This is a genomic window from Pseudomonas sp. P42 (assembly GCF_017973755.1).
Lineage (GTDB): Bacteria > Pseudomonadota > Gammaproteobacteria > Pseudomonadales > Pseudomonadaceae > Aquipseudomonas > Aquipseudomonas iridis.
Window position 1 is genome coordinate 405,479 of sequence record NZ_JACOPU010000002.1, and the last position, 17,866, is coordinate 423,344.

Below are 17,866 nucleotides of genomic sequence, written 5' to 3' on the forward strand. Positions count from 1 at the left end.
ACTGGGGTTCATTAGGAGTTTCACGATGGAAATGCTGAAGTTTGGTAAATTTGCTGCGCTGGCTCTGGCCATGGCTGTAGCTGTAGGTTGCTCGTCCAAAGGCGGCGACAACGCCGGTGAAGGCGCTGTTGATCCAAACGCTGGTTACGGCGCAAACACTGGTGCCGTTGACGGTTCCCTGAGCGAAGAAGCTGCTCTGCGCGCAATCACCACCTTCTACTTCGAATACGACAGCTCGGACCTGAAGCCAGAAGCCATGCGCGCTCTGGACGTTCACGCCAAAGACCTGAAAGCAAACGGCGCTCGCGTTGTTCTGGAAGGCAACACCGACGAACGTGGTACTCGTGAGTACAACATGGCACTGGGCGAGCGTCGTGCGAAAGCCGTTCAACGCTACCTGGTACTGCAAGGTGTTTCCCCAGCTCAGCTGGAACTGGTTTCCTACGGCGAAGAGCGTCCAGTTGCTACCGGCAACGACGAGCAGTCCTGGGCTCAAAACCGTCGCGTCGAACTGCGTAAGTAATTCGATATGCGAACGTGCCGTCGTGCTGTAACTGTTCTGGCTCTCAGTCTCGCACCGCTTGCGGTGTGGGCTGCGGTTCCTGTGGTCGATGACAACTCCGGTTATAACAATAGCGGGAGCAGTTATCCGCCTGCGGGTTACGGTACGAACGGCGCCTATGCCGGGGGAGCGGCTTCGGCCCCTGCCTCGGCACAAGGCATGCTGTTTAACCAACTGCAACAGATGCAGGATCAGATATCCCGCCAGCAAGGTGTGATTGAAGAACTGCAGAACCAGGTTGCGCGTATGAAGCAAGAATCCCTGGAGCGATACCAGGATCTTGATCGACGCATAGGATCCGGTGTTGCACCTGCCGCGACTCCTGAGAATTCTTCTGCCGGTGGCGATGCAAGTGCTGCTGCCGGTGCTGCCGCTGGCGCCGGGGCTGCTGCCGCCCAGGCACCTGCTGCGGGTAGCGAACCGGCTGATCCGGCCAAGGAAAAGCTGTATTACGATGCCGCTTTCGACCTGATCAAAGCCAAGGATTTCGACAAGGCCAGCCAGGCTTTCTCGGCATTCCTGCGCAAATACCCGAACAGCCAGTACGCGGGCAACGCCCAGTACTGGTTGGGCGAAGTGAACCTGGCCAAGGGTGATCTCCAAGGTGCAGGTCAGGCTTTCGCCAAGGTTTCGCAGCTGTATCCCAAGCACAACAAGGTGCCGGATTCGCTGTACAAGCTGGCTGATGTAGAGCGCCGCCTCGGTCACACCGACAAGGTGAAAGGGATTCTGCAACAGGTGGTGGCCCAATATCCGGGTACATCCGCCGCTCAGTTGGCGCAACGCGATTTGCAGCGCATGTAAGCCTGAGCTTTTCAGGTGCTGCACCCGTTTAGAAGAAACCCGCGCCTGTCGCGGGTTTTTTCGTTAGAATTCACGCCCTTTTTCTGAAACACGCTTCTTGTGGTCCGCGCGTTGGCGCGATTGCCTGAAGTGCCTGACGGAGGCGGACAGCCTGTTTAGCTGTTACGCCCGTGGCGACTATGCAAGACACATTGAGAATTACCGAAGTTTTCTACTCTTTGCAGGGGGAAACGCGGACTGCCGGGCTGCCCACTGTTTTTGTGCGCCTGACCGGTTGCCCATTGCGTTGCCAATACTGCGACAGTGCCTACGCGTTCAGTGGCGGCACCGTCCGCACGCTCGACGATATCCTCGAGCAAGTGGCCGGGTTTCGTCCGCGTTACGTCTGTGTCACCGGCGGTGAGCCGTTGGCGCAGCCGAACGCCATTCCCTTGCTCAAACAGCTGTGTGATGCCGGTTATGAGGTCTCGCTGGAAACCAGCGGTGCTCTCGACATTTCGGCGGTCGATCCGCGCGTCAGTCGCGTGCTTGATCTGAAGACACCGGGTTCGAAAGAAGCCCATCGCAACCTTTACGAAAATATCGAACTGCTGACGCCCAACGATCAGGTGAAGATTGTCATCTGCTCGCGGGAAGACTACGACTGGGCGGTGTCCAAGCTGATCCAGTACGGGCTCGACCGGCGTGCCGGCGAAGTTCTGTTTTCTCCAAGTCACCATGACCTCAACGCAAGGGAACTGGCGGATTGGGTGGTGGCGGACAACCTGCCAGTGCGGTTGCAACTGCAGCTGCATAAATATCTATGGAATGATGAGCCGGGGCGCTGAAATGACTGAACAACTGAACACAACCGAAAAACGTGCGGTGATCCTGCTGTCCGGTGGTCTGGACTCGGCAACGGTCGTGGCCATGGCCCGCGCTGAAGGCTACGCCTGCTACACCATGAGTTTCGATTACGGCCAGCGCTCCCATGCTGAATTGCATGCCGCTGCCCGCGTTGCTCGCGACCTGGGTGTGGTCGAGCACAAGGTGATCGGCATCAACCTGAATGGCATGGGCGGCTCGGCACTGACCGACACCAGCATTGATATCCCTGAAGAGCTGGGTGAAGGCATCCCGGTCACTTACGTGCCGGCACGCAACACGGTGTTCCTGTCACTGGCGTTGGGTTGGGCAGAGGTGCTTGGCGCACGCGACATCTTCATTGGTGTGAACGCGGTGGACTACTCCGGCTATCCGGATTGCCGTCCCGAGTTCATCGAGTCGTTCGAGCGCATGGCCAATCTGGCGACCAAGGCCGGCGTCGAGGGTGATGGTTTCCGCATTCAGGCACCGCTGCAGAACCTGAGCAAGGCGCAGATCGTCCAGGCGGGCGTGAAGCTGGGCGTTGATTACGGGCTGACTGTTTCCTGTTATCAGGCCGATGATGAAGGCCGTGCCTGCGGTAAATGCGATAGCTGCCGCCTGCGCGCAGAAGGCTTCGCAGCGGCCGGTGTGAGCGATCCAACACCTTATTTTTGATTATTTTCAAAAAGGTGTTGAATAGTCCTTAAAAATCAGTATTATACGCGCCACCACACAGCGGGTCGTTAGCTCAGTTGGTAGAGCAGTTGGCTTTTAACCAATTGGTCGTAGGTTCGAATCCCACACGACCCACCATTTTTGGCGGTTTAGAAAATCCGGAAGGCCCACGCAAGTGAGGATTTCCGGGTTTTTTTTTGCCTGTGATTTGGACGTGCGTTGTTCCAGTGCAAGTTGCGCTGACGCAGGTCAGAATCATCTTTTGTATCCCCGGGATATTCTGTAGCCTTGCGCAGCTTCAACGCTGTCCGTGCCTGATAAAACTCACTCTCCCGGCGGTACCCTCAAGCGGTCCGGAGCCGGGTGTATACTCGACTTTCGCGCGAAAGCGCCTGCAGGTCTTGCGAACATGACGCAGATTTCCGAACGCCTTCTGGTTCAAGCCCACCTCGACGCCAAACAGCCCAAACCGCTGACTGCCGAGGAAGAGGCTTATTACCGTTCCGCCATCGCCGCCGAGCTCAAGGCTCAGGACGCGGTGCTGGTTGCCCACTTCTATTGCGATCCGGTGATTCAGGCCTTGGCCGAAGAAACCGGTGGCTGTGTATCCGACTCTCTGGAAATGGCCCGCTTCGGCAATGCCCATCCGGCCAAGACCGTGGTAGTCGCCGGCGTAAAGTTCATGGGTGAGACCGCCAAAATTCTCAACCCGGAAAAACGCGTGCTGATGCCAACCCTGGAAGCGACGTGCTCGCTGGACCTGGGCTGCCCGGTTGACGAATTCTCGGCGTTCTGCGATCAGCACCCGGAGCGCACGGTGGTGGTCTACGCCAACACCTCCGCTGCCGTCAAAGCCCGGGCCGACTGGGTGGTGACGTCGAGTTGTGCACTGGAAATCGTCGAAAGCCTGATGGACAACGGCGAGACCATCATCTGGGGGCCTGACAAGCATCTGGGCACCTACATTCAGCGCAAGACCGGCGCGGATATGTTGCTGTGGGACGGAGCCTGCATCGTCCACGAGGAGTTCAAGTCCAAGCAGCTTGAAGACATGAAGGCCTTGTACCCGGACGCCGCCATTCTGGTGCACCCCGAGTCGCCGACTGCCGTGATCGAACTGGCAGATGCCGTGGGCTCCACCAGTCAATTGATCGCCGCGGCGCAGTCCCTGCCGAACAAGACCCTGATCGTTGCCACCGACCGCGGCATCTTCTACAAGATGCAGCAGCTGTGCCCGGACAAGGTCTTCATCGAGGCGCCAACCGCCGGTAACGGCGCCGCGTGCCGCAGTTGCGCACATTGTCCGTGGATGGCCATGAATACCCTTGAGCGTACGCTCAAGAGCTTGAAGGAAGGGACGAACGAGATCTTTGTTGATCCGGCGTTGATTCCGCAGGCGATTCGACCTTTGAAGCGGATGCTGGATTTCACCCAGGCGGCGCGGATGAAGCTGGCCGGTAACGCCTGAGATCTATAAGCAAAGCACAAAACCTGTGGAGCGAGCCTGCTCGCGAAGGCGGTGTGTCAGTTCAAGTCGACTGACACACCGCCTTCGCGAGCAGGCTCGCTCCCACATTGGTTTGTGGTGTGAAGAGTTACTTGGTCTTCTTCGGAACCCGCACCACGCAGGTGTCCGAGTAGATGTCATGCCACGTGCGCTTCTGCTTGTCGTACAGCGACCAGAAGAAACCCAGCCCCACGCACAACCACGACGCAATCGACACCATAAACCGCAGCAACGCCTGCCACAGGCTGATTGCGGTGCCATTGGCGTTCTGCACGCGAATGCCCCACACCTGCATGCCGAGCGTCTGCCCACCATGGGTCCAGAACTTGGCGAAGAATCCAAACAACACCAACAGCAGCACGGTCGAGTACAGCGGATCACCGTCGAGCTGTCCGGCGTCGGTCAACACCCGCAGGCGTTCTTCACCGATGATCAAACCCTGGATGAGCTTGTAAACGAAGCCGGTCACGATCAGCAGGGCGGTGCACAACAGAAAGTCGTAGAACATCGCGGCCAGACGACGGCCGAGGCCAACGGCAGGAAAATCGCCCTGGGGAGTGAGCAGGTTTTTCGACATGGCAGCCTCTGGACGCTTTAAGGAATTGCCATTTTACGGATTCGCGCGCACAAAAAAGCCCCTGATATCAATATCAGGGGCTTTTTCGTTACACAGATCAGGCTTCTGCTTGTACTTCGTCAGCCTGCATGCCTTTTTGGCCTTGCACCGCAACGAAGGTCACTTTCTGGCCTTCTTTCAGGCTCTTGAAGCCGTTGCCCTGAATGGCGCGGAAATGCACGAACAGATCCGGACCGCTTTCTGGAGTGATAAAACCAAAACCTTTCTCGTCGTTAAACCACTTGACGGTACCGCTCTGACGTGTGGACATTTCTTATTTCCTTTGACGCAATAAATTAATGACAGCCTCTTTCTCATGAAAGAGTACTGGGGCTGGTTGCAGGAGAGTAAGAAGACGTCGAACGGGATGTAGCTAACTTGTAGGCTACTGCCCAGGTCACGATTCCAAGCTGACCCATGCAAACACAGTGGGGAAACTCTACGCCAACTACCGGAGAAAAAACAAGCCCCTTGCAGGCCCGGTTTTGCTGCGCTTGATGGCACTTAGTCAATCCACTAGTGCGGGCTTAGACGATTAGCTTGTTCAAATGTTTTCGAAGGTTATAAGTAAAGTTCATATTCGAATCGGTTGTTAGGAACTGCACTGTTTTATGGCGATTGCGTTACACATTAGTGCACGCATAACGCAATCGCGTTACTTATAGAAACAGTCAATCAACCACGGTAGTAGCGTTGTGGAACAAATGGCATTTTGCTTACAAGCATTTGCACCTTTTTCCCACGAACGATTGCCCACACTGGCGTATCTAGCGAGACATAAGCACTGTCGAGGTAACCCATTGCCAATGGCCCGCCCAGCGTCGGACCGAAGCCGCCACTGCACACCCTACCGATGATGTCGCCGGCTTCGTTGACGATTTCCGTGCCTTCGCGCACTGGCGTGCGTTCCTGCGGCAGCAGGCCGACGCGTTTGCGTGCGACGCCATTTTGTTGTTGGGCGAAGATAGGTTCTGCCCCCGGGAAACCGCCGGCCCGTGCGCCATCGGCGCGGCGTGGCTTGGACATCGCCCACAGCAGGCTGGCTTCGATGGGCGTGGTTTCGGTGTTCATGTCGTGGCCGTACAGGCACAGACCGGCCTCCAGGCGCAACGAATCGCGAGCGCCGAGGCCGATGGCCGCTACTTCAGGTTCGGCGAGCAGGGCGCGGGCGAGTTTTTCTGCGTCGGCGGCCGGCACCGAGATTTCGAAACCGTCTTCACCGGTGTAACCGGAACGGCTGACGAAGCAATCCACGCCGAGTAGCTGCACGCGGTTGAATTGCATGAAGGTCATCTTCGCCACTTCCGGAGCAAGACGCGCCAGTGCTGTTACCGCCGCAGGACCTTGCAGCGCAAGCAGTGCGCGCTCCTCGAACAGCGCCGTAATGGTGCACTGATCGCCAATGTGTTTCTGCAGATGCGCCAGGTCCTGAGCCTTGCACGCGGCGTTAACTACCAGGAACAGTTCATCATTGCCGAGGTTGGCAACCATCAGGTCATCGAGAATGCCGCCGTGCTCATTGGTGAACATCGCGTAACGCTGCATGCCCACCGGCAAGTCGATGATGTCTACCGGCACCAGGGTTTCCAGGGCTTTGGCGGCATTCGCGCCGGTCAGGTGGATCTGGCCCATGTGCGAGACATCGAACAGCCCGGCCTGCTCACGGGTGTGCTGGTGCTCTTTCATCACGCCGAGGGGGTATTGCACCGGCATGTCGTAGCCGGCGAACGGCACCATACGGGCGCCGAGTTCGATGTGCAGGGCGTGCAGCGGGGTTTTCGACAGTTGTTCGGTGGACATGCGTGGCTCCTTGAATAACGGGTCAGGATCAAAAGCCCCTCACCCCAGCCCTCTCCCGGAGGGAGAGGGGGCTAAGTACGATCCTCTCCCAAAGGAAGAGGGCATCAAATTCACTTTCTCCTGACGGAGACGACGTCAATCAGCATTCGATAATGTTGACCGCCAGACCGCCGCGGGCGGTCTCTTTGTATTTGCTTTTCATGTCAGCGCCGGTCTGGCGCATGGTGCGGATGACCTTGTCGAGAGAGACGAAGTGTTGTCCGTCACCCCGCAGTGCCATGCGCACCGCATTGATCGCTTTCACCGAGCCCATGGCGTTGCGCTCGATGCACGGCACTTGAACCAGCCCGCCAATCGGGTCACAGGTCAGGCCGAGGTTGTGTTCCATGCCGATTTCCGCCGCGTTTTCGACTTGCTGCACGCTGCCGCCGAGGACCTCACACAACGCACCCGCCGCCATTGAACAAGCCACGCCGACCTCGCCCTGACAACCGACTTCGGCGCCGGAGATCGAGGCGTTTTCCTTGTACAGAATGCCGATTGCCGCCGCCGTGAGCAGAAAACGCACAACGCCGTCGTCATTTGCACCGGGAATAAAGCGAATGTAGTAGTGCAGCACCGCCGGGATGATCCCCGCTGCGCCGTTGGTAGGCGCGGTCACTACGCGCCCGCCATTGGCGTTTTCTTCGTTGACCGCCAGCGCGTATAGGTTGACCCAGTCGAGTACCGACAGCGGATCACGCAGCGCGGATTCCGGGTTTTTGCACAGTTGCCGATGCAGCGCCGCCGCACGGCGTTTGACCTTCAACCCTCCCGGCAAAATGCCCTCGTTGCGGCAGCCGGCGTCCACGCAATCCTGCATTACTTGCCAGATTTTCAGCAGGCCCGCGCGGGTTTCCGCCTCCGGACGCCAGGCGCTTTCGTTGGTCAGCATTACCTGGCTGATCGACAGGCCATACGTGCTGCAATGAGCGAGCAAGTCCTTGGCGCTTTTGAAGGGGAACGTCAGTGGGGTGACATCTTCGACAATGCGGTCAGCGCCGGCCGCGTCCTCGTCGACAACAAAACCTCCGCCGACCGAGTAGTACTCGCGGCTGCGGATCTGAATCCCCGCCGCGTCGAACGCACGGAAGATCATGCCGTTGGGGTGATAAGCCAGCGGCTTGCGGATCATCGCCAGATGTTCTTTCTCGTTGAACGCAATGCTGTGTTCGCCGAGCAGATTCAGGCGTGCGTTGCTGCGAATTTCTTGTAAACGCGCGGCGACGGTTTCGGTATCAACGGTGTCGGGGTGTTCACCTTCGAGGCCTAGCAACACGGCTTTGTCGCTGCCGTGACCTTTGCCGGTGGCGCCGAGAGAACCGTACAACTCGACGCGAACGCTGGCGGTAGCAGTCAGCAGGTTTTCACGACGCAAACCCTCGGCGAAACGCGCAGCGGCGCGCATCGGGCCGACGGTGTGGGAGCTGGAGGGGCCGATGCCAATCTTGAACAGGTCGAACACGCTTAACGACATGAGTGGTTCTCCGGTTTCTTGTTATAGGAATTGGCGAAACATCAGGCTTGGTACATCCCCCTGTGGGAGCTGGCTTGCCAGCGATGGCGGTGTATCAGGCAACAAAAATGGAGACTGATCCACCCTCATCGCTGGCAAGCCAGCTCCCACAGGGATTTGTGGTGTTCTTGAAAGTGGGGGCAGGTACGCCTGCCCCCTCATTCTATTAAGCGTAGCTTTCGATCGACGGGCAGGCGCAGACCAGGTTGCGATCGCCGAACACGTTGTCGACGCGACCGACCGGTGGCCAGTATTTGCCTTCGATCAACGAGGCCACCGGGTAAACGGCTTGCTCGCGGCTGTACGGGTGAGTCCACTCGCCGACCAGTTCCGCTGCGGTGTGCGGAGCGTTTTTCAGCGGGTTGTCTTCCTTGTCCAGTGTGCCGTTTTCCACTGCGCGGATTTCTTCGCGGATGCGGATCATGGCGTCGCAGAAGCGGTCGAGTTCTTCCCTGGATTCGCTTTCGGTCGGCTCGATCATCAGCGTGCCGGCCACCGGGAACGACATGGTCGGGGCGTGGAAGCCGAAGTCGATCAGGCGCTTGGCGACGTCATCAACGCTGATGCCGCTGCTGTCTTTCAGCGGACGCAGGTCGAGGATGCATTCGTGCGCCACCAGACCGTTGCTGCCGGTGTACAGCACTGGGTAGTGCTCTTCGAGGCGACGGGAAATGTAGTTGGCATTGAGGATCGCCAGTTGCGAAGCGCGCTTCAGACCGGCGCCGCCCATCATGCGGATGTACATCCAGGTGATCGGCAAAATGCTTGCGCTGCCGAACGGTGCCGCGCAGACCGCGCCTTCCTTGCGTTCCATCTGGCCGTGGCCTGGGAGGAATGGCGTCAGGTGCGATTTGACGCCGATCGGGCCGACGCCCGGGCCGCCACCGCCGTGGGGAATGCAGAAGGTTTTGTGCAGGTTCAGGTGCGACACGTCGCCGCCGAACTTGCCTGGCGCGCAGAGGCCGACCATCGCGTTCATGTTGGCGCCGTCGATGTACACCTGGCCGCCGTTGTCATGAATGATCCCGCAGATTTCGCGGATGCCTTCTTCGAACACGCCGTGGGTCGACGGGTAAGTGATCATCAGCGCGGCGAGATGATCGCGGTGCTCGATGGCTTTGGCGCGCAGGTCTTCGATGTCGACGTTGCCACGAGCATCGCACGCGGTCACGACCACGCGCATGCCGGCCATGTTGGCAGTAGCCGGGTTGGTGCCGTGGGCGGATGACGGGATCAGGCAGATGTCGCGACGGTCATCGCCACGGCTCTGGTGATAGGCGCGGATCGCCAGCAGACCTGCGTATTCACCTTGCGAACCGGCGTTCGGTTGCAGCGAGATCGAGTCATAACCGGTGGCGGCGCAGAGCATCGCTTCCAGTTCATCGGTCAGTTGCTGATAACCGGCACTTTGTGCGGCTGGCGCGAACGGGTGCAGGGCGCCGAACTCGGCCCAGGTCACCGGGATCATTTCGCTGGCGGCGTTGAGTTTCATGGTGCACGAGCCCAGCGGGATCATGGTGCGATCCAGTGCCAGGTCCTTGTCCGCCAGTTTGCGCAGGTAGCGCATCAGCTCGGTTTCGGAGTGATAACGGTTGAACACCGGGTGGCTGAGGATCGGCGACTGGCGCACCAGCGCAGCAGGAATGGTGCTCTGCACGGTGGCGGCGAGGGCGGCGAAGTCCGGCAGGGTTTTGCCGTCGGCGAAGACGCTCCACAGGGTTTCGATATCAGCCTGAGCGGTGGTTTCGTCAACCGACAGACCCAGACGCTGGGCGTCAATGACGCGCAGGTTGATCTGCTGGGCGTGAGCCTTGTCGTGCAGCGCAGCGGTTTGCGCGCCGGTAGCCACTGTCAGGGTGTCGAAGAAGCTTTTCTGCTCGACATTCAGACCCAGCGCAGTCAGGCCCTTGGCCAGAATCGCGGTCAGGTGATGGATGCGGTTGGCGATCTGCGTCAGGCCTTTCGGGCCGTGATACACGGCGTACATGCTGGCGATGTTGGCCAGCAGCACTTGCGCGGTGCAGATGTTCGACGTGGCTTTCTCGCGGCGGATGTGTTGCTCGCGGGTCTGCATTGCCAGGCGCAGGGCAGGCTTGCCGAAACGGTCAACCGAAACGCCGACCAGACGTCCCGGCATGTCGCGCTTGAACGCATCTTTGGTGGAGAAGTAAGCCGCGTGCGGGCCACCGAAGCCCAGCGGCACGCCGAAGCGTTGTGCGGAACCGATGGCAACGTCAGCGCCGAACTCGCCCGGGGCAGTCAGCAGGGTCAGGGCGAGCAGGTCGGCGGCTACGGCAACCAAGGCGTTGGCGGCGTGGAAGCGCTCGGTCAGTTCGCGGTAGTCGAACACATCACCGTTGCTGGCCGGGTATTGCAGCAATGCGCCGAAGAATGGCGTTACATCGGTCAATGTGTGCTCATCGCCCACGACCACTTCAATGCCCAGCGGCTCGGCACGGGTGCGCAGCACGTCGAGGGTTTGCGGGTGGCTGTGGATCGAGGCGAAGAATTGGTGGCTGCCCTTGTTCTTGCTCAGGCGTTTGCAGAAGGTCATCGCTTCGGCAGCGGCAGTCGCTTCGTCGAGCAGGGAGGCGTTGGCGATCGGCAGGCCGGTGAGGTCGCTGATCAGGGTCTGGAAGTTCAGCAGCGCTTCGAGACGGCCCTGGGAAATTTCTGGCTGGTACGGGGTGTAAGCGGTGTACCAGGCGGGGTTTTCCAGAAGGTTGCGCAGGATCGGCGACGGCGTGTGGCAGTTGTAATAGCCCTGGCCGATGTAGGTCTTGAACAGCTGGTTCTTGCCGGCGATGCCCTTGATCATGGCCAGTGCATCGGCCTCGCTCAGGCCATCGTCCATGCCGAGCACGCTGGTGCCCTTGATGCTTTCCGGGATGACGCTGGCGCTCAGGGCTTCGAGCGAGTCGAAGCCGAGGCTGTTGAGCATGGCTTGCTCGTCACCGGCGCGCGGGCCGATGTGACGGGCGATGAATTCGTTGGCGGTGCCCAGGTTTACTTGTGTCATGTCGGTTCTCCTCAGGCTTCGGCTTGGGCTTTGATCAGACGGTCGTAAGCGTCTTGATCAAGCAGTTTGCCGACAGCGGCGGCGTCGCTTGGTTTGAAGCGGAAGAACCAGCCTTGGCCCAGTGGATCTTCGTTGACCAGCTCAGGGCTGTCTTCCAGCGCCGGGTTCACTTCCAGCACGTCGCCGTCGAGGGGCATGTACACGCCGCTGGCAGCTTTCACCGATTCGACGGTGGCGGCTTCGGCGCCTTTTTCGTAAGCCTGCAGTTCAGGCAGTTGCACGAATACCACGTCGCCCAAGGCGTTCTGCGCGAAAGCGGTGATGCCGACAGTAACGCTACCGTCAGCTTCGGCGCGCAGCCATTCGTGATCTTCAGTAAAACGCAACTCGCTCATGGAAACTCCTCAGGGACCAGACTCGTCTGGTGGACGCGGTGGAAGGCTTGGGCCGGGAAGCCCTTATTTATGAGGAATTAATTAGCAAGATCGCGGCCAATGTAAATTTATCTATATAAAACAATGGCTTATTGATTTTTGATGGTGTGGCTGAGGGCGTGCGTGTAGCGAAATCGCTACAGCATGAGGTGAGGAAAAAAGCTGAACGGGATCAAAGCCTTGCACAGCGGTGACGGGAGGAGGGTGTAGCGATATCGTTCCGCTGTAGCGCTTTCAGTACAGATGGAGGTCGTTTTTGAACGGATTTCGAATACGTCACATTCCCTGTGGGAGCTGGCTTGCCAGCGATTGCGGTGGATCAGTCACCCTCAATCGTGGCCATGCCGACGTCATCGCTGGCAAGCCAGCCCCCACAGGTATGCGGTGTTCTCAGGATTTGTTGGGGATGCCGTACTTGCGCAAACGATGGGCGATGGCGGTGTGCGACGTTTGCAGGCGGCTGGCCAGTTGGCGGGTCGAGGGGTAGCTGGCGTAGAGTTTTTCCAGCAGCGATTTCTCGAAGCCTTCGACCGCTTGTTCAAGGCTGTCGACATCACTGTCGGCCTGGCGCGCAACGGACGTGCCGGCGATGTCGAGGTCGCCGATGTCGACCAGGCTGCTTTCGCAGATCGCGGCAGCGCGGAAGATCACGTTCTGCAGCTGCCGCACGTTGCCCGGCCAGCGATTGCCGAGCAGTGCCGGGTAAGTGCCGGGTGCGAGGCGGCAAACCGGGCGCTGAATCTGCGCACACGCCTGCTGCATGAAATAACGCGCCAGCAACAGAATGTCCTGACCGCGTTCGCGCAGCGGCGGCACCTCAACATTGAGCACGTTAAGGCGGTAGAACAGGTCTTCGCGAAACGAACCTTCGCTGACCATTTTTTCCAGGTCGCGGTGGGTCGCGCTGAGAATTCGCACGTTGACCTTCACCTCACGGTCACCGCCGACCCGACGGAAGCTGCCATCGTTGAGAAAACGCAGCAATTTGGCCTGCAAGTACGGTGACATCTCGCCGATCTCGTCGAGAAATACCGTGCCTTGGTTGGCCAGTTCCATCAGCCCCGGTTTGCCGCCGCGCGCCGCGCCAGTGAAGGCGCCGGGGGCGTAGCCGAACAGTTCGCTCTCGGCGAGGTTCTCTGGCAGCGCCGCGCAGTTCAGTGCCAGGAACGGCGCACTGTGCCGCGCACTGATCGCGTGGCAGGCACGGGCGACCAGTTCTTTACCGGTGCCGGTTTCGCCCTGGATCAGCAGGGGCGCATCAAGGGCGGCAACGCGCTGCGCACGAGCCTTGAGGGTGCGGATCGCCGGGGATTCGCCGAGTAGCGCGTCGAAACCTTCAGCGTGGTCGTGGTGCAACGCCGAGAGCTGTTCGCCGATGCGGTTCGGTTGATACAGCGTGAGCAGGGCGCCAGCGTCGGTGATCGGCGTAGCGTCGAGCAACAGCGTCTGGCCGTTGACGGTGATCTCGCGCAGCGGCAGGCGAAAACCGTGTTCGAGCAGGGTCTCCAGCAGACCGGGATCGTTGAACAGCTCAGAAACGCCTTCGCCCGCCGGCTCACGCCCGTACAACGCGATCAATGCCGGGTTGGCCAGCAGTACTTTGCCCGCACTGTCGAGGGCCAGCACCGGGTCGGTCATCGCCGCGAGCAAAGCATCGAGTTGCAAGTGCCTACGCTGGCCGGGGAGGATGTCGACCACCGTTACCGCTTCCACGCCGAGCACGCGAAACAGCGCATCTTTGAGTTCTTCGAGCACTTGCGGGCTCAGGGTCGGGGCGTCGATGTAGACGTTCGGCGGGATCATCTCCACGGCATCCAGATTAAGGTTGCGCCCACCGAGAATGGCCAGTACTTCCTGGGTGATGCCGACGCGGTCGATGAAGCTGACGTGGATACGCATGGGACGGTTTCGGGTTCTGGAGTGCGGAGGGGGGCAAGTATGCCTTAAATCAAAAGCACCCTCACCCCAGCCCTCTCCCGGAGGGAGAGGGAGCCGATTGTGGGATGCTCACGAGGTACGCCGACTTGAAAATACGCTTGTGAATCCACAATCGACTCGGTCTTTCAGGTCGATGTCTGCCGTCAGACACCCCAATCAGTCCCCTCTCCCTTTGGGAGAGGGTTAGGGTGAGGGGCTTTTGAAGGTTTACTCAAAATGCTCAAGATTGACCGGATCGCCGGATTTCATATCCAGCTGCTTGCGGATGTCTTCAAACATCATGTCGTAATGCTTGTGAACCGAGCCGATCTGGCTGTGAGTCTTGGGAATGCCGTACTTCTCGGCGATTTTCGTCACATTGTTGGCAAAGTTGTAGGCCTCCTCTTTGGGCAGGAAGAAGGTCTCTTTCATGTCCTTGCCCTGAAGGTTGCCATGCATCGTGAACTGGATGCCTCTGCCTTTTTGAGGATCGGTGAACACCTCGTAGTCGAGGTGCACGTTGTAACTGACGTCGTCCGGGGTCAACGCGTGCCGCTCAATGTGCAAGTGACCAGGTTCAAACTGGGCCATGGATTTCTCCTTTCAAGGCATGGGAGAAGGGCAGACCCTGGGCCTGCCCCCGGCGTTTCTGATTATCGATAGGTGATACCGGGTTTCGCCGTGCTGATCCGCGTACCGGCTGTGCCCTGGACAATCGCTTCGATGTCCGCCAGCGAACCGATCACCGCGACCTTGCCAGTATGGCGCGCGAATTCGCAGGCTGCCTGAACCTTTGGTCCCATGGAGCCCGCGGCGAAGCCCAGGCGTTCGAGTTCATCCGGGTGGGCCTCGGCGATGGCTTTCTGCGTTGGCTTGCCGTAATCGATGAACGCGGCGTTGACGTCAGTGGCAATCACCAGCAAATCCGCCTCAAGCTGTTCTGCCAGCAGCGACGAGCACAAGTCCTTGTCGATCACCGCTTCGATGCCCTTGAGGTTGCGGTTTTCGTCGTACATGGTCGGAATCCCGCCGCCACCGGCGCAGATGACGATGCTGCCCTTGTCCAGCAGCCACTTGATCGGACGGATTTCGAAGATGCGTTTTGGTCGTGGACTGGCGACCACACGGCGGAACTTGTCGCCGTCCGCAGCGATGGCCCAGCCTTTTTCGGCGGCAAGTTTTTCTGCCTCGGCTTTCTCGTAGACCGGGCCGATCGGTTTGGTCGGGTTCTTGAAGGCCGGGTCATTGGCGTCGACTTCGACCTGGGTGAGCAGGGTGGCGAACGGTACTTCGAAGTCCAGCAGGTTGCCCAGTTCCTGTTCGATGATGTAGCCGATCATGCCTTCGGTTTCGGCACCGAGCACGTCCAGCGGGTAAGGGGTGACGGAGGTATAGGCCGCTGCTTGCAGCGATAGCAGGCCGACTTGCGGGCCATTGCCGTGGGCGATGACCAGTTGGTTGCCGGGATGGATCTTGGCGATTTGCTCGGTGGCGATGCGGATGTTGGCGCGCTGGTTGTCAGCGGTCATCGGCTCACCACGGCGGAGCAGGGCGTTACCGCCCAACGCTACGACGATACGCATGGTGCATGTCCTTTTGAGCAGAGAAGTTTTGACCGACGCAATCTTTCTATGTGTACTCGATCCATGTGGGAGCTGGCTTGCCAGCGATGGCGTCACCACGGGTTGTCTGAAAGCCCGGGTTGATCCCATCGCTGGCAAGCCAGCTCCCACAGGATCGGTGATCCTGCAGGAAAGATTGCGTCAGGCTTTTAGATATCCGCCAACGCCGACACGATAATCGCCTTGATCGTGTGCATGCGGTTCTCCGCTTGCTCGAAGGCGATGTTGGCCGGGGATTCGAAGACTTCTTCCGTTACTTCGACGCCATTGGCCAGGTGCGGATAGCGCGCGGCGATGTCTTTGCCCACCTTGGTTTCGCTGTTGTGGAACGCCGGCAGGCAGTGCATGAATTTGACCCGTGGATTACCGGAGGCTTTCATCATCTGCGTGTTGACCTGGTACGGCAGCAGTTGCTCGATGCGCTCGTCCCACGCTTCTACCGGTTCACCCATCGACACCCAGATGTCGGTGTGGATGAAGTCGACACCCTTGACCGCTTCTTTCGGGTCTTCGGTGATGGTGATGCGCGCGCCGCTTTCTTCGGCGAACTCTTTGCATTGAGCGATGAAGTCAGCGTGTGGCCACAGGGCTTTCGGCGCAGCGATACGCACGTCCATGCCGAGTTTGGCGCCGATCATCAGCAGCGAGTTGCCCATGTTGTAGCGGGCGTCGCCGAGGTAGGCGTAGCTGATGTCATGCATCGGCTTGTCGCTGTGTTCGCGCATGGTCAGCACGTCAGCGATCATTTGCGTCGGGTGGAATTCAGCGGTCAGGCCGTTGAACACCGGGACGCCGGCGTACTTGGCCAGCTCTTCGACGATTTCCTGTTCAAAGCCACGGTACTCGATGGCGTCGAACATCCGGCCGAGGACGCGGGCGGTGTCTTTCATGCTTTCTTTGTGGCCGATCTGGGACGACACCGGGTCGATGTAGGTGACGTGAGCCCCCTGATCGTGGGCCGCGACTTCGAACGCGCAACGGGTGCGGGTCGAGGTTTTTTCGAAGATCAGCGCGATGTTCTTGCCTTGCAGGTGTGGACGTTCGGTGCCGGTGTACTTGGCGCGTTTGAGGTCGCGGGACAGGTCGATCAGGTAATTCAGTTCGCGAGTGGTGTGGTGCATCAAACTCAGCAAACTGCGGTTGCGCATATTAAAAGCCATGATGGATCTCCTTCGGTATCGGTTATCCCCCTGGCCGCACGTTGTAAGTGCCGGCCAGGGCTCAGAGGTTTAGTAATCGATTGGGTCGCGGATGATCGGGCAGGTCATGCAGTGGCCGCCGCCACGGCCACGGCCCAATTCACCGGCGCTGATGGTGATGACCTCCACGCCTGCCTTGCGCAGCAGAGTGTTGGTGTAGGTGTTGCGGTCGTAGCCGATGACCACGCCCGGTTCCACGGCCACCACGTTGTTGCCGTCGTCCCATTGCTCGCGTTCGGCGGCGAAGCTGTTGCCGCCGGTTTCCACCACGCGCAGCGCTTTGAGATTGAGCGCGGCCGCGACGGTGTCGAGGAAGCTGGTTTCTTCGCGGCGAATGTCGATGCCGCCCTGTTTGCTTTCATCAGGTCGCAGGGTGAACGCGACGATCTGGTTGACCACTTCCGGGAAAATCGTCACGAGGTCGCGGTCGCAAAAGCTGAACACGGTGTCCAGGTGCATCGCGGCGCGAGACTTCGGCAGGCCGGCAACGATGACTTTCTCCACGGCTTTGTTCTTGAACAGATTCAGCGCCAGTTGACCGATGGCCTGACGGGATGAGCGTTCGCCCATGCCGATCAACACCACGCCGTTGCCGATTGGCATGACGTCGCCGCCCTCAAGGGTGGAGTTGCCGTGGTCCTTGTCCGGGTCGCCGTACCAGATCTCGAATTCGGCGTTGGTGAACTGCGGATGGAATTTGTAGATGGCGGTGGTCAGCAGGGTCTCCTGGCGACGCGCCGGCCAGTACATCGGGTTCAGCGTCACGCCGCCGTAGATCCAGCACGTGGTGTCGCGGGTGAACTGGGTGTTCGGCAGCGGCGGCAAAATGAAGCTGGAGTGGCCGAGGAAATCGCGATACATCTCGATGATCTTGCCGCCGAAGCTGTCCGGCAGATCATCGGCGGACACGCCGCCAATCAGGAATTCGGCGATGTGCCGTGGCTCAAGGCTTTTCAGCCAGGACTTCACTTCGCTGATCAGGCCCAGGCCGACCGAATCGGCGGTGACCTTGCGATCGAGAATCCAGTCCAGCGCTTCGGGAATGGCGACGATGTCGGTCAGCAGGTTGTGCATTTCCAGCACGTCGATCCCGCGCTCACGCATCTTGGTGACGAAGTCGAAGTGGTCGCGCTTGGCCTGGGCAACCCACAGCACATCGTCGAACAGTAATTCATCGCAGTTGTTCGGGGTCAGCCGCTGATGGGCCAGACCTGGGGAGCAAACCATGACTTTGCGCAGTTTGCCGGCTTCGGAATGGACGCCGTACTTAACTTTTTCCGTGGTCATTGCAGTGATCCTCCAGAGATAAA

General features: G+C 59.4%; 16 protein-coding genes and 1 tRNA gene. 6 read left to right on the top strand and 11 right to left on the bottom strand.

Features of this window, described 5'->3' with window-relative positions:
* The first annotated feature begins 25 nt into the window (after positions 1–25).
* The 6 genes from pal (at position 26) to nadA (ending at position 4,355) form a co-directional block, all read left to right on the top strand.
* The gene (gene pal / locus H8B20_RS06755) at positions 26–523 is read left to right on the top strand and encodes a peptidoglycan-associated lipoprotein Pal (RefSeq protein ID WP_003178634.1); all 498 of its coding nucleotides are present in this window, start codon (positions 26–28) and stop codon (positions 521–523) included.
* Positions 524–529: 6 nt separating this feature from the next.
* Entirely contained in the window at positions 530–1,366 is an 837-nt protein-coding gene (ybgF, locus tag H8B20_RS06760; protein ID WP_047302758.1) for a tol-pal system protein YbgF, read from the top strand.
* 179 nt (positions 1,367–1,545) lie between these two features.
* Complete coding sequence (gene queE / locus H8B20_RS06765; RefSeq protein WP_210622692.1) at positions 1,546–2,193, top strand: 7-carboxy-7-deazaguanine synthase QueE; 648 nt, start codon at positions 1,546–1,548, stop codon at positions 2,191–2,193.
* 1 nt (position 2,194) lies between these two features.
* The gene (gene queC / locus H8B20_RS06770) at positions 2,195–2,887 is read left to right on the top strand and encodes a 7-cyano-7-deazaguanine synthase QueC (RefSeq protein WP_042560633.1); all 693 of its coding nucleotides are present in this window, start codon (positions 2,195–2,197) and stop codon (positions 2,885–2,887) included.
* A 62-nt stretch (positions 2,888–2,949) separates the two neighbouring features.
* A tRNA-Lys gene (locus H8B20_RS06775) sits at positions 2,950–3,025 on the top strand.
* Between the two features lie 271 nt (positions 3,026–3,296).
* Complete coding sequence (nadA, locus tag H8B20_RS06780; protein ID WP_042560632.1) at positions 3,297–4,355, top strand: quinolinate synthase NadA; 1,059 nt, start codon at positions 3,297–3,299, stop codon at positions 4,353–4,355.
* A gap of 127 nt (positions 4,356–4,482) precedes the next feature.
* Here nadA and H8B20_RS06785 read toward each other — a convergent pair whose 3' ends face one another.
* The 11 genes from H8B20_RS06785 to arcA all read right to left on the bottom strand — a co-directional run bounded on the left by H8B20_RS06785 (position 4,483) and on the right by arcA (position 17,843).
* Positions 4,483–4,971: an RDD family protein gene (locus H8B20_RS06785; RefSeq protein WP_210622693.1), complete on the bottom strand. Its 489-nt coding sequence runs from the start codon at positions 4,969–4,971 to the stop codon at positions 4,483–4,485.
* 97 nt (positions 4,972–5,068) lie between these two features.
* The gene (locus H8B20_RS06790; protein WP_003227496.1) at positions 5,069–5,281 is read right to left on the bottom strand and encodes a cold-shock protein; all 213 of its coding nucleotides are present in this window, start codon (positions 5,279–5,281) and stop codon (positions 5,069–5,071) included.
* Positions 5,282–5,685: 404 nt separating this feature from the next.
* The gene (gcvT, locus tag H8B20_RS06795) at positions 5,686–6,810 is read right to left on the bottom strand and encodes a glycine cleavage system aminomethyltransferase GcvT (protein ID WP_210622694.1); all 1,125 of its coding nucleotides are present in this window, start codon (positions 6,808–6,810) and stop codon (positions 5,686–5,688) included.
* A 139-nt stretch (positions 6,811–6,949) separates the two neighbouring features.
* Positions 6,950–8,326, bottom strand: a complete 1,377-nt coding sequence (locus tag H8B20_RS06800; RefSeq protein WP_047302751.1) for an L-serine ammonia-lyase — start codon at positions 8,324–8,326, stop codon at positions 6,950–6,952.
* A 205-nt stretch (positions 8,327–8,531) separates the two neighbouring features.
* A complete protein-coding gene (gcvP, locus tag H8B20_RS06805; protein ID WP_210622695.1) occupies positions 8,532–11,384 on the bottom strand; it encodes an aminomethyl-transferring glycine dehydrogenase in 2,853 nt (950 codons plus the stop codon).
* An 11-nt stretch (positions 11,385–11,395) separates the two neighbouring features.
* Positions 11,396–11,779 carry a glycine cleavage system protein GcvH gene (gcvH, locus tag H8B20_RS06810; protein WP_042560627.1) on the bottom strand — a complete coding sequence of 128 codons (384 nt, stop codon included), beginning with the start codon at positions 11,777–11,779 and terminating at the stop codon, positions 11,396–11,398.
* A 429-nt stretch (positions 11,780–12,208) separates the two neighbouring features.
* Entirely contained in the window at positions 12,209–13,717 is a 1,509-nt protein-coding gene (locus H8B20_RS06815) for a sigma-54-dependent transcriptional regulator (RefSeq protein WP_150592874.1), read from the bottom strand.
* A 246-nt stretch (positions 13,718–13,963) separates the two neighbouring features.
* The gene (locus tag H8B20_RS06820) at positions 13,964–14,326 is read right to left on the bottom strand and encodes a DUF5064 family protein (RefSeq protein WP_042560624.1); all 363 of its coding nucleotides are present in this window, start codon (positions 14,324–14,326) and stop codon (positions 13,964–13,966) included.
* 62 nt (positions 14,327–14,388) lie between these two features.
* Entirely contained in the window at positions 14,389–15,318 is a 930-nt protein-coding gene (gene arcC, locus H8B20_RS06825) for a carbamate kinase (protein ID WP_042560623.1), read from the bottom strand.
* A 188-nt stretch (positions 15,319–15,506) separates the two neighbouring features.
* Entirely contained in the window at positions 15,507–16,517 is a 1,011-nt protein-coding gene (locus H8B20_RS06830) for an ornithine carbamoyltransferase (RefSeq protein ID WP_042560622.1), read from the bottom strand.
* Between the two features lie 69 nt (positions 16,518–16,586).
* Positions 16,587–17,843, bottom strand: a complete 1,257-nt coding sequence (arcA, locus tag H8B20_RS06835) for an arginine deiminase (RefSeq protein WP_210622696.1) — start codon at positions 17,841–17,843, stop codon at positions 16,587–16,589.
* Positions 17,844–17,866: the final 23 nt, after the last annotated feature.

Excerpts from the sequence above, each read along its gene's own strand:
- pal (WP_003178634.1), top strand. The coding sequence starts at position 26 with ATGGAAATGCTGAAGTTTGGTAAATTTGCTGCGCTGGCTCTGGCCATG.
- ybgF (WP_047302758.1), top strand. The coding sequence starts at position 530 with ATGCGAACGTGCCGTCGTGCTGTAACTGTTCTGGCTCTCAGTCTCGCA.
- queE (WP_210622692.1), top strand. The coding sequence starts at position 1,546 with ATGCAAGACACATTGAGAATTACCGAAGTTTTCTACTCTTTGCAGGGG.
- queC (WP_042560633.1), top strand. The coding sequence starts at position 2,195 with ATGACTGAACAACTGAACACAACCGAAAAACGTGCGGTGATCCTGCTG.
- nadA (WP_042560632.1), top strand. The coding sequence starts at position 3,297 with ATGACGCAGATTTCCGAACGCCTTCTGGTTCAAGCCCACCTCGACGCC.
- H8B20_RS06785 (WP_210622693.1), bottom strand. The coding sequence starts at position 4,971 with ATGTCGAAAAACCTGCTCACTCCCCAGGGCGATTTTCCTGCCGTTGGC.
- H8B20_RS06790 (WP_003227496.1), bottom strand. The coding sequence starts at position 5,281 with ATGTCCACACGTCAGAGCGGTACCGTCAAGTGGTTTAACGACGAGAAA.
- gcvT (WP_210622694.1), bottom strand. The coding sequence starts at position 6,810 with ATGTCCACCGAACAACTGTCGAAAACCCCGCTGCACGCCCTGCACATC.
- H8B20_RS06800 (WP_047302751.1), bottom strand. The coding sequence starts at position 8,326 with ATGTCGTTAAGCGTGTTCGACCTGTTCAAGATTGGCATCGGCCCCTCC.
- gcvP (WP_210622695.1), bottom strand. The coding sequence starts at position 11,384 with ATGACACAAGTAAACCTGGGCACCGCCAACGAATTCATCGCCCGTCAC.
- gcvH (WP_042560627.1), bottom strand. The coding sequence starts at position 11,779 with ATGAGCGAGTTGCGTTTTACTGAAGATCACGAATGGCTGCGCGCCGAA.
- H8B20_RS06815 (WP_150592874.1), bottom strand. The coding sequence starts at position 13,717 with ATGCGTATCCACGTCAGCTTCATCGACCGCGTCGGCATCACCCAGGAA.
- H8B20_RS06820 (WP_042560624.1), bottom strand. The coding sequence starts at position 14,326 with ATGGCCCAGTTTGAACCTGGTCACTTGCACATTGAGCGGCACGCGTTG.
- arcC (WP_042560623.1), bottom strand. The coding sequence starts at position 15,318 with ATGCGTATCGTCGTAGCGTTGGGCGGTAACGCCCTGCTCCGCCGTGGT.
- H8B20_RS06830 (WP_042560622.1), bottom strand. The coding sequence starts at position 16,517 with ATGGCTTTTAATATGCGCAACCGCAGTTTGCTGAGTTTGATGCACCAC.
- arcA (WP_210622696.1), bottom strand. The coding sequence starts at position 17,843 with ATGACCACGGAAAAAGTTAAGTACGGCGTCCATTCCGAAGCCGGCAAA.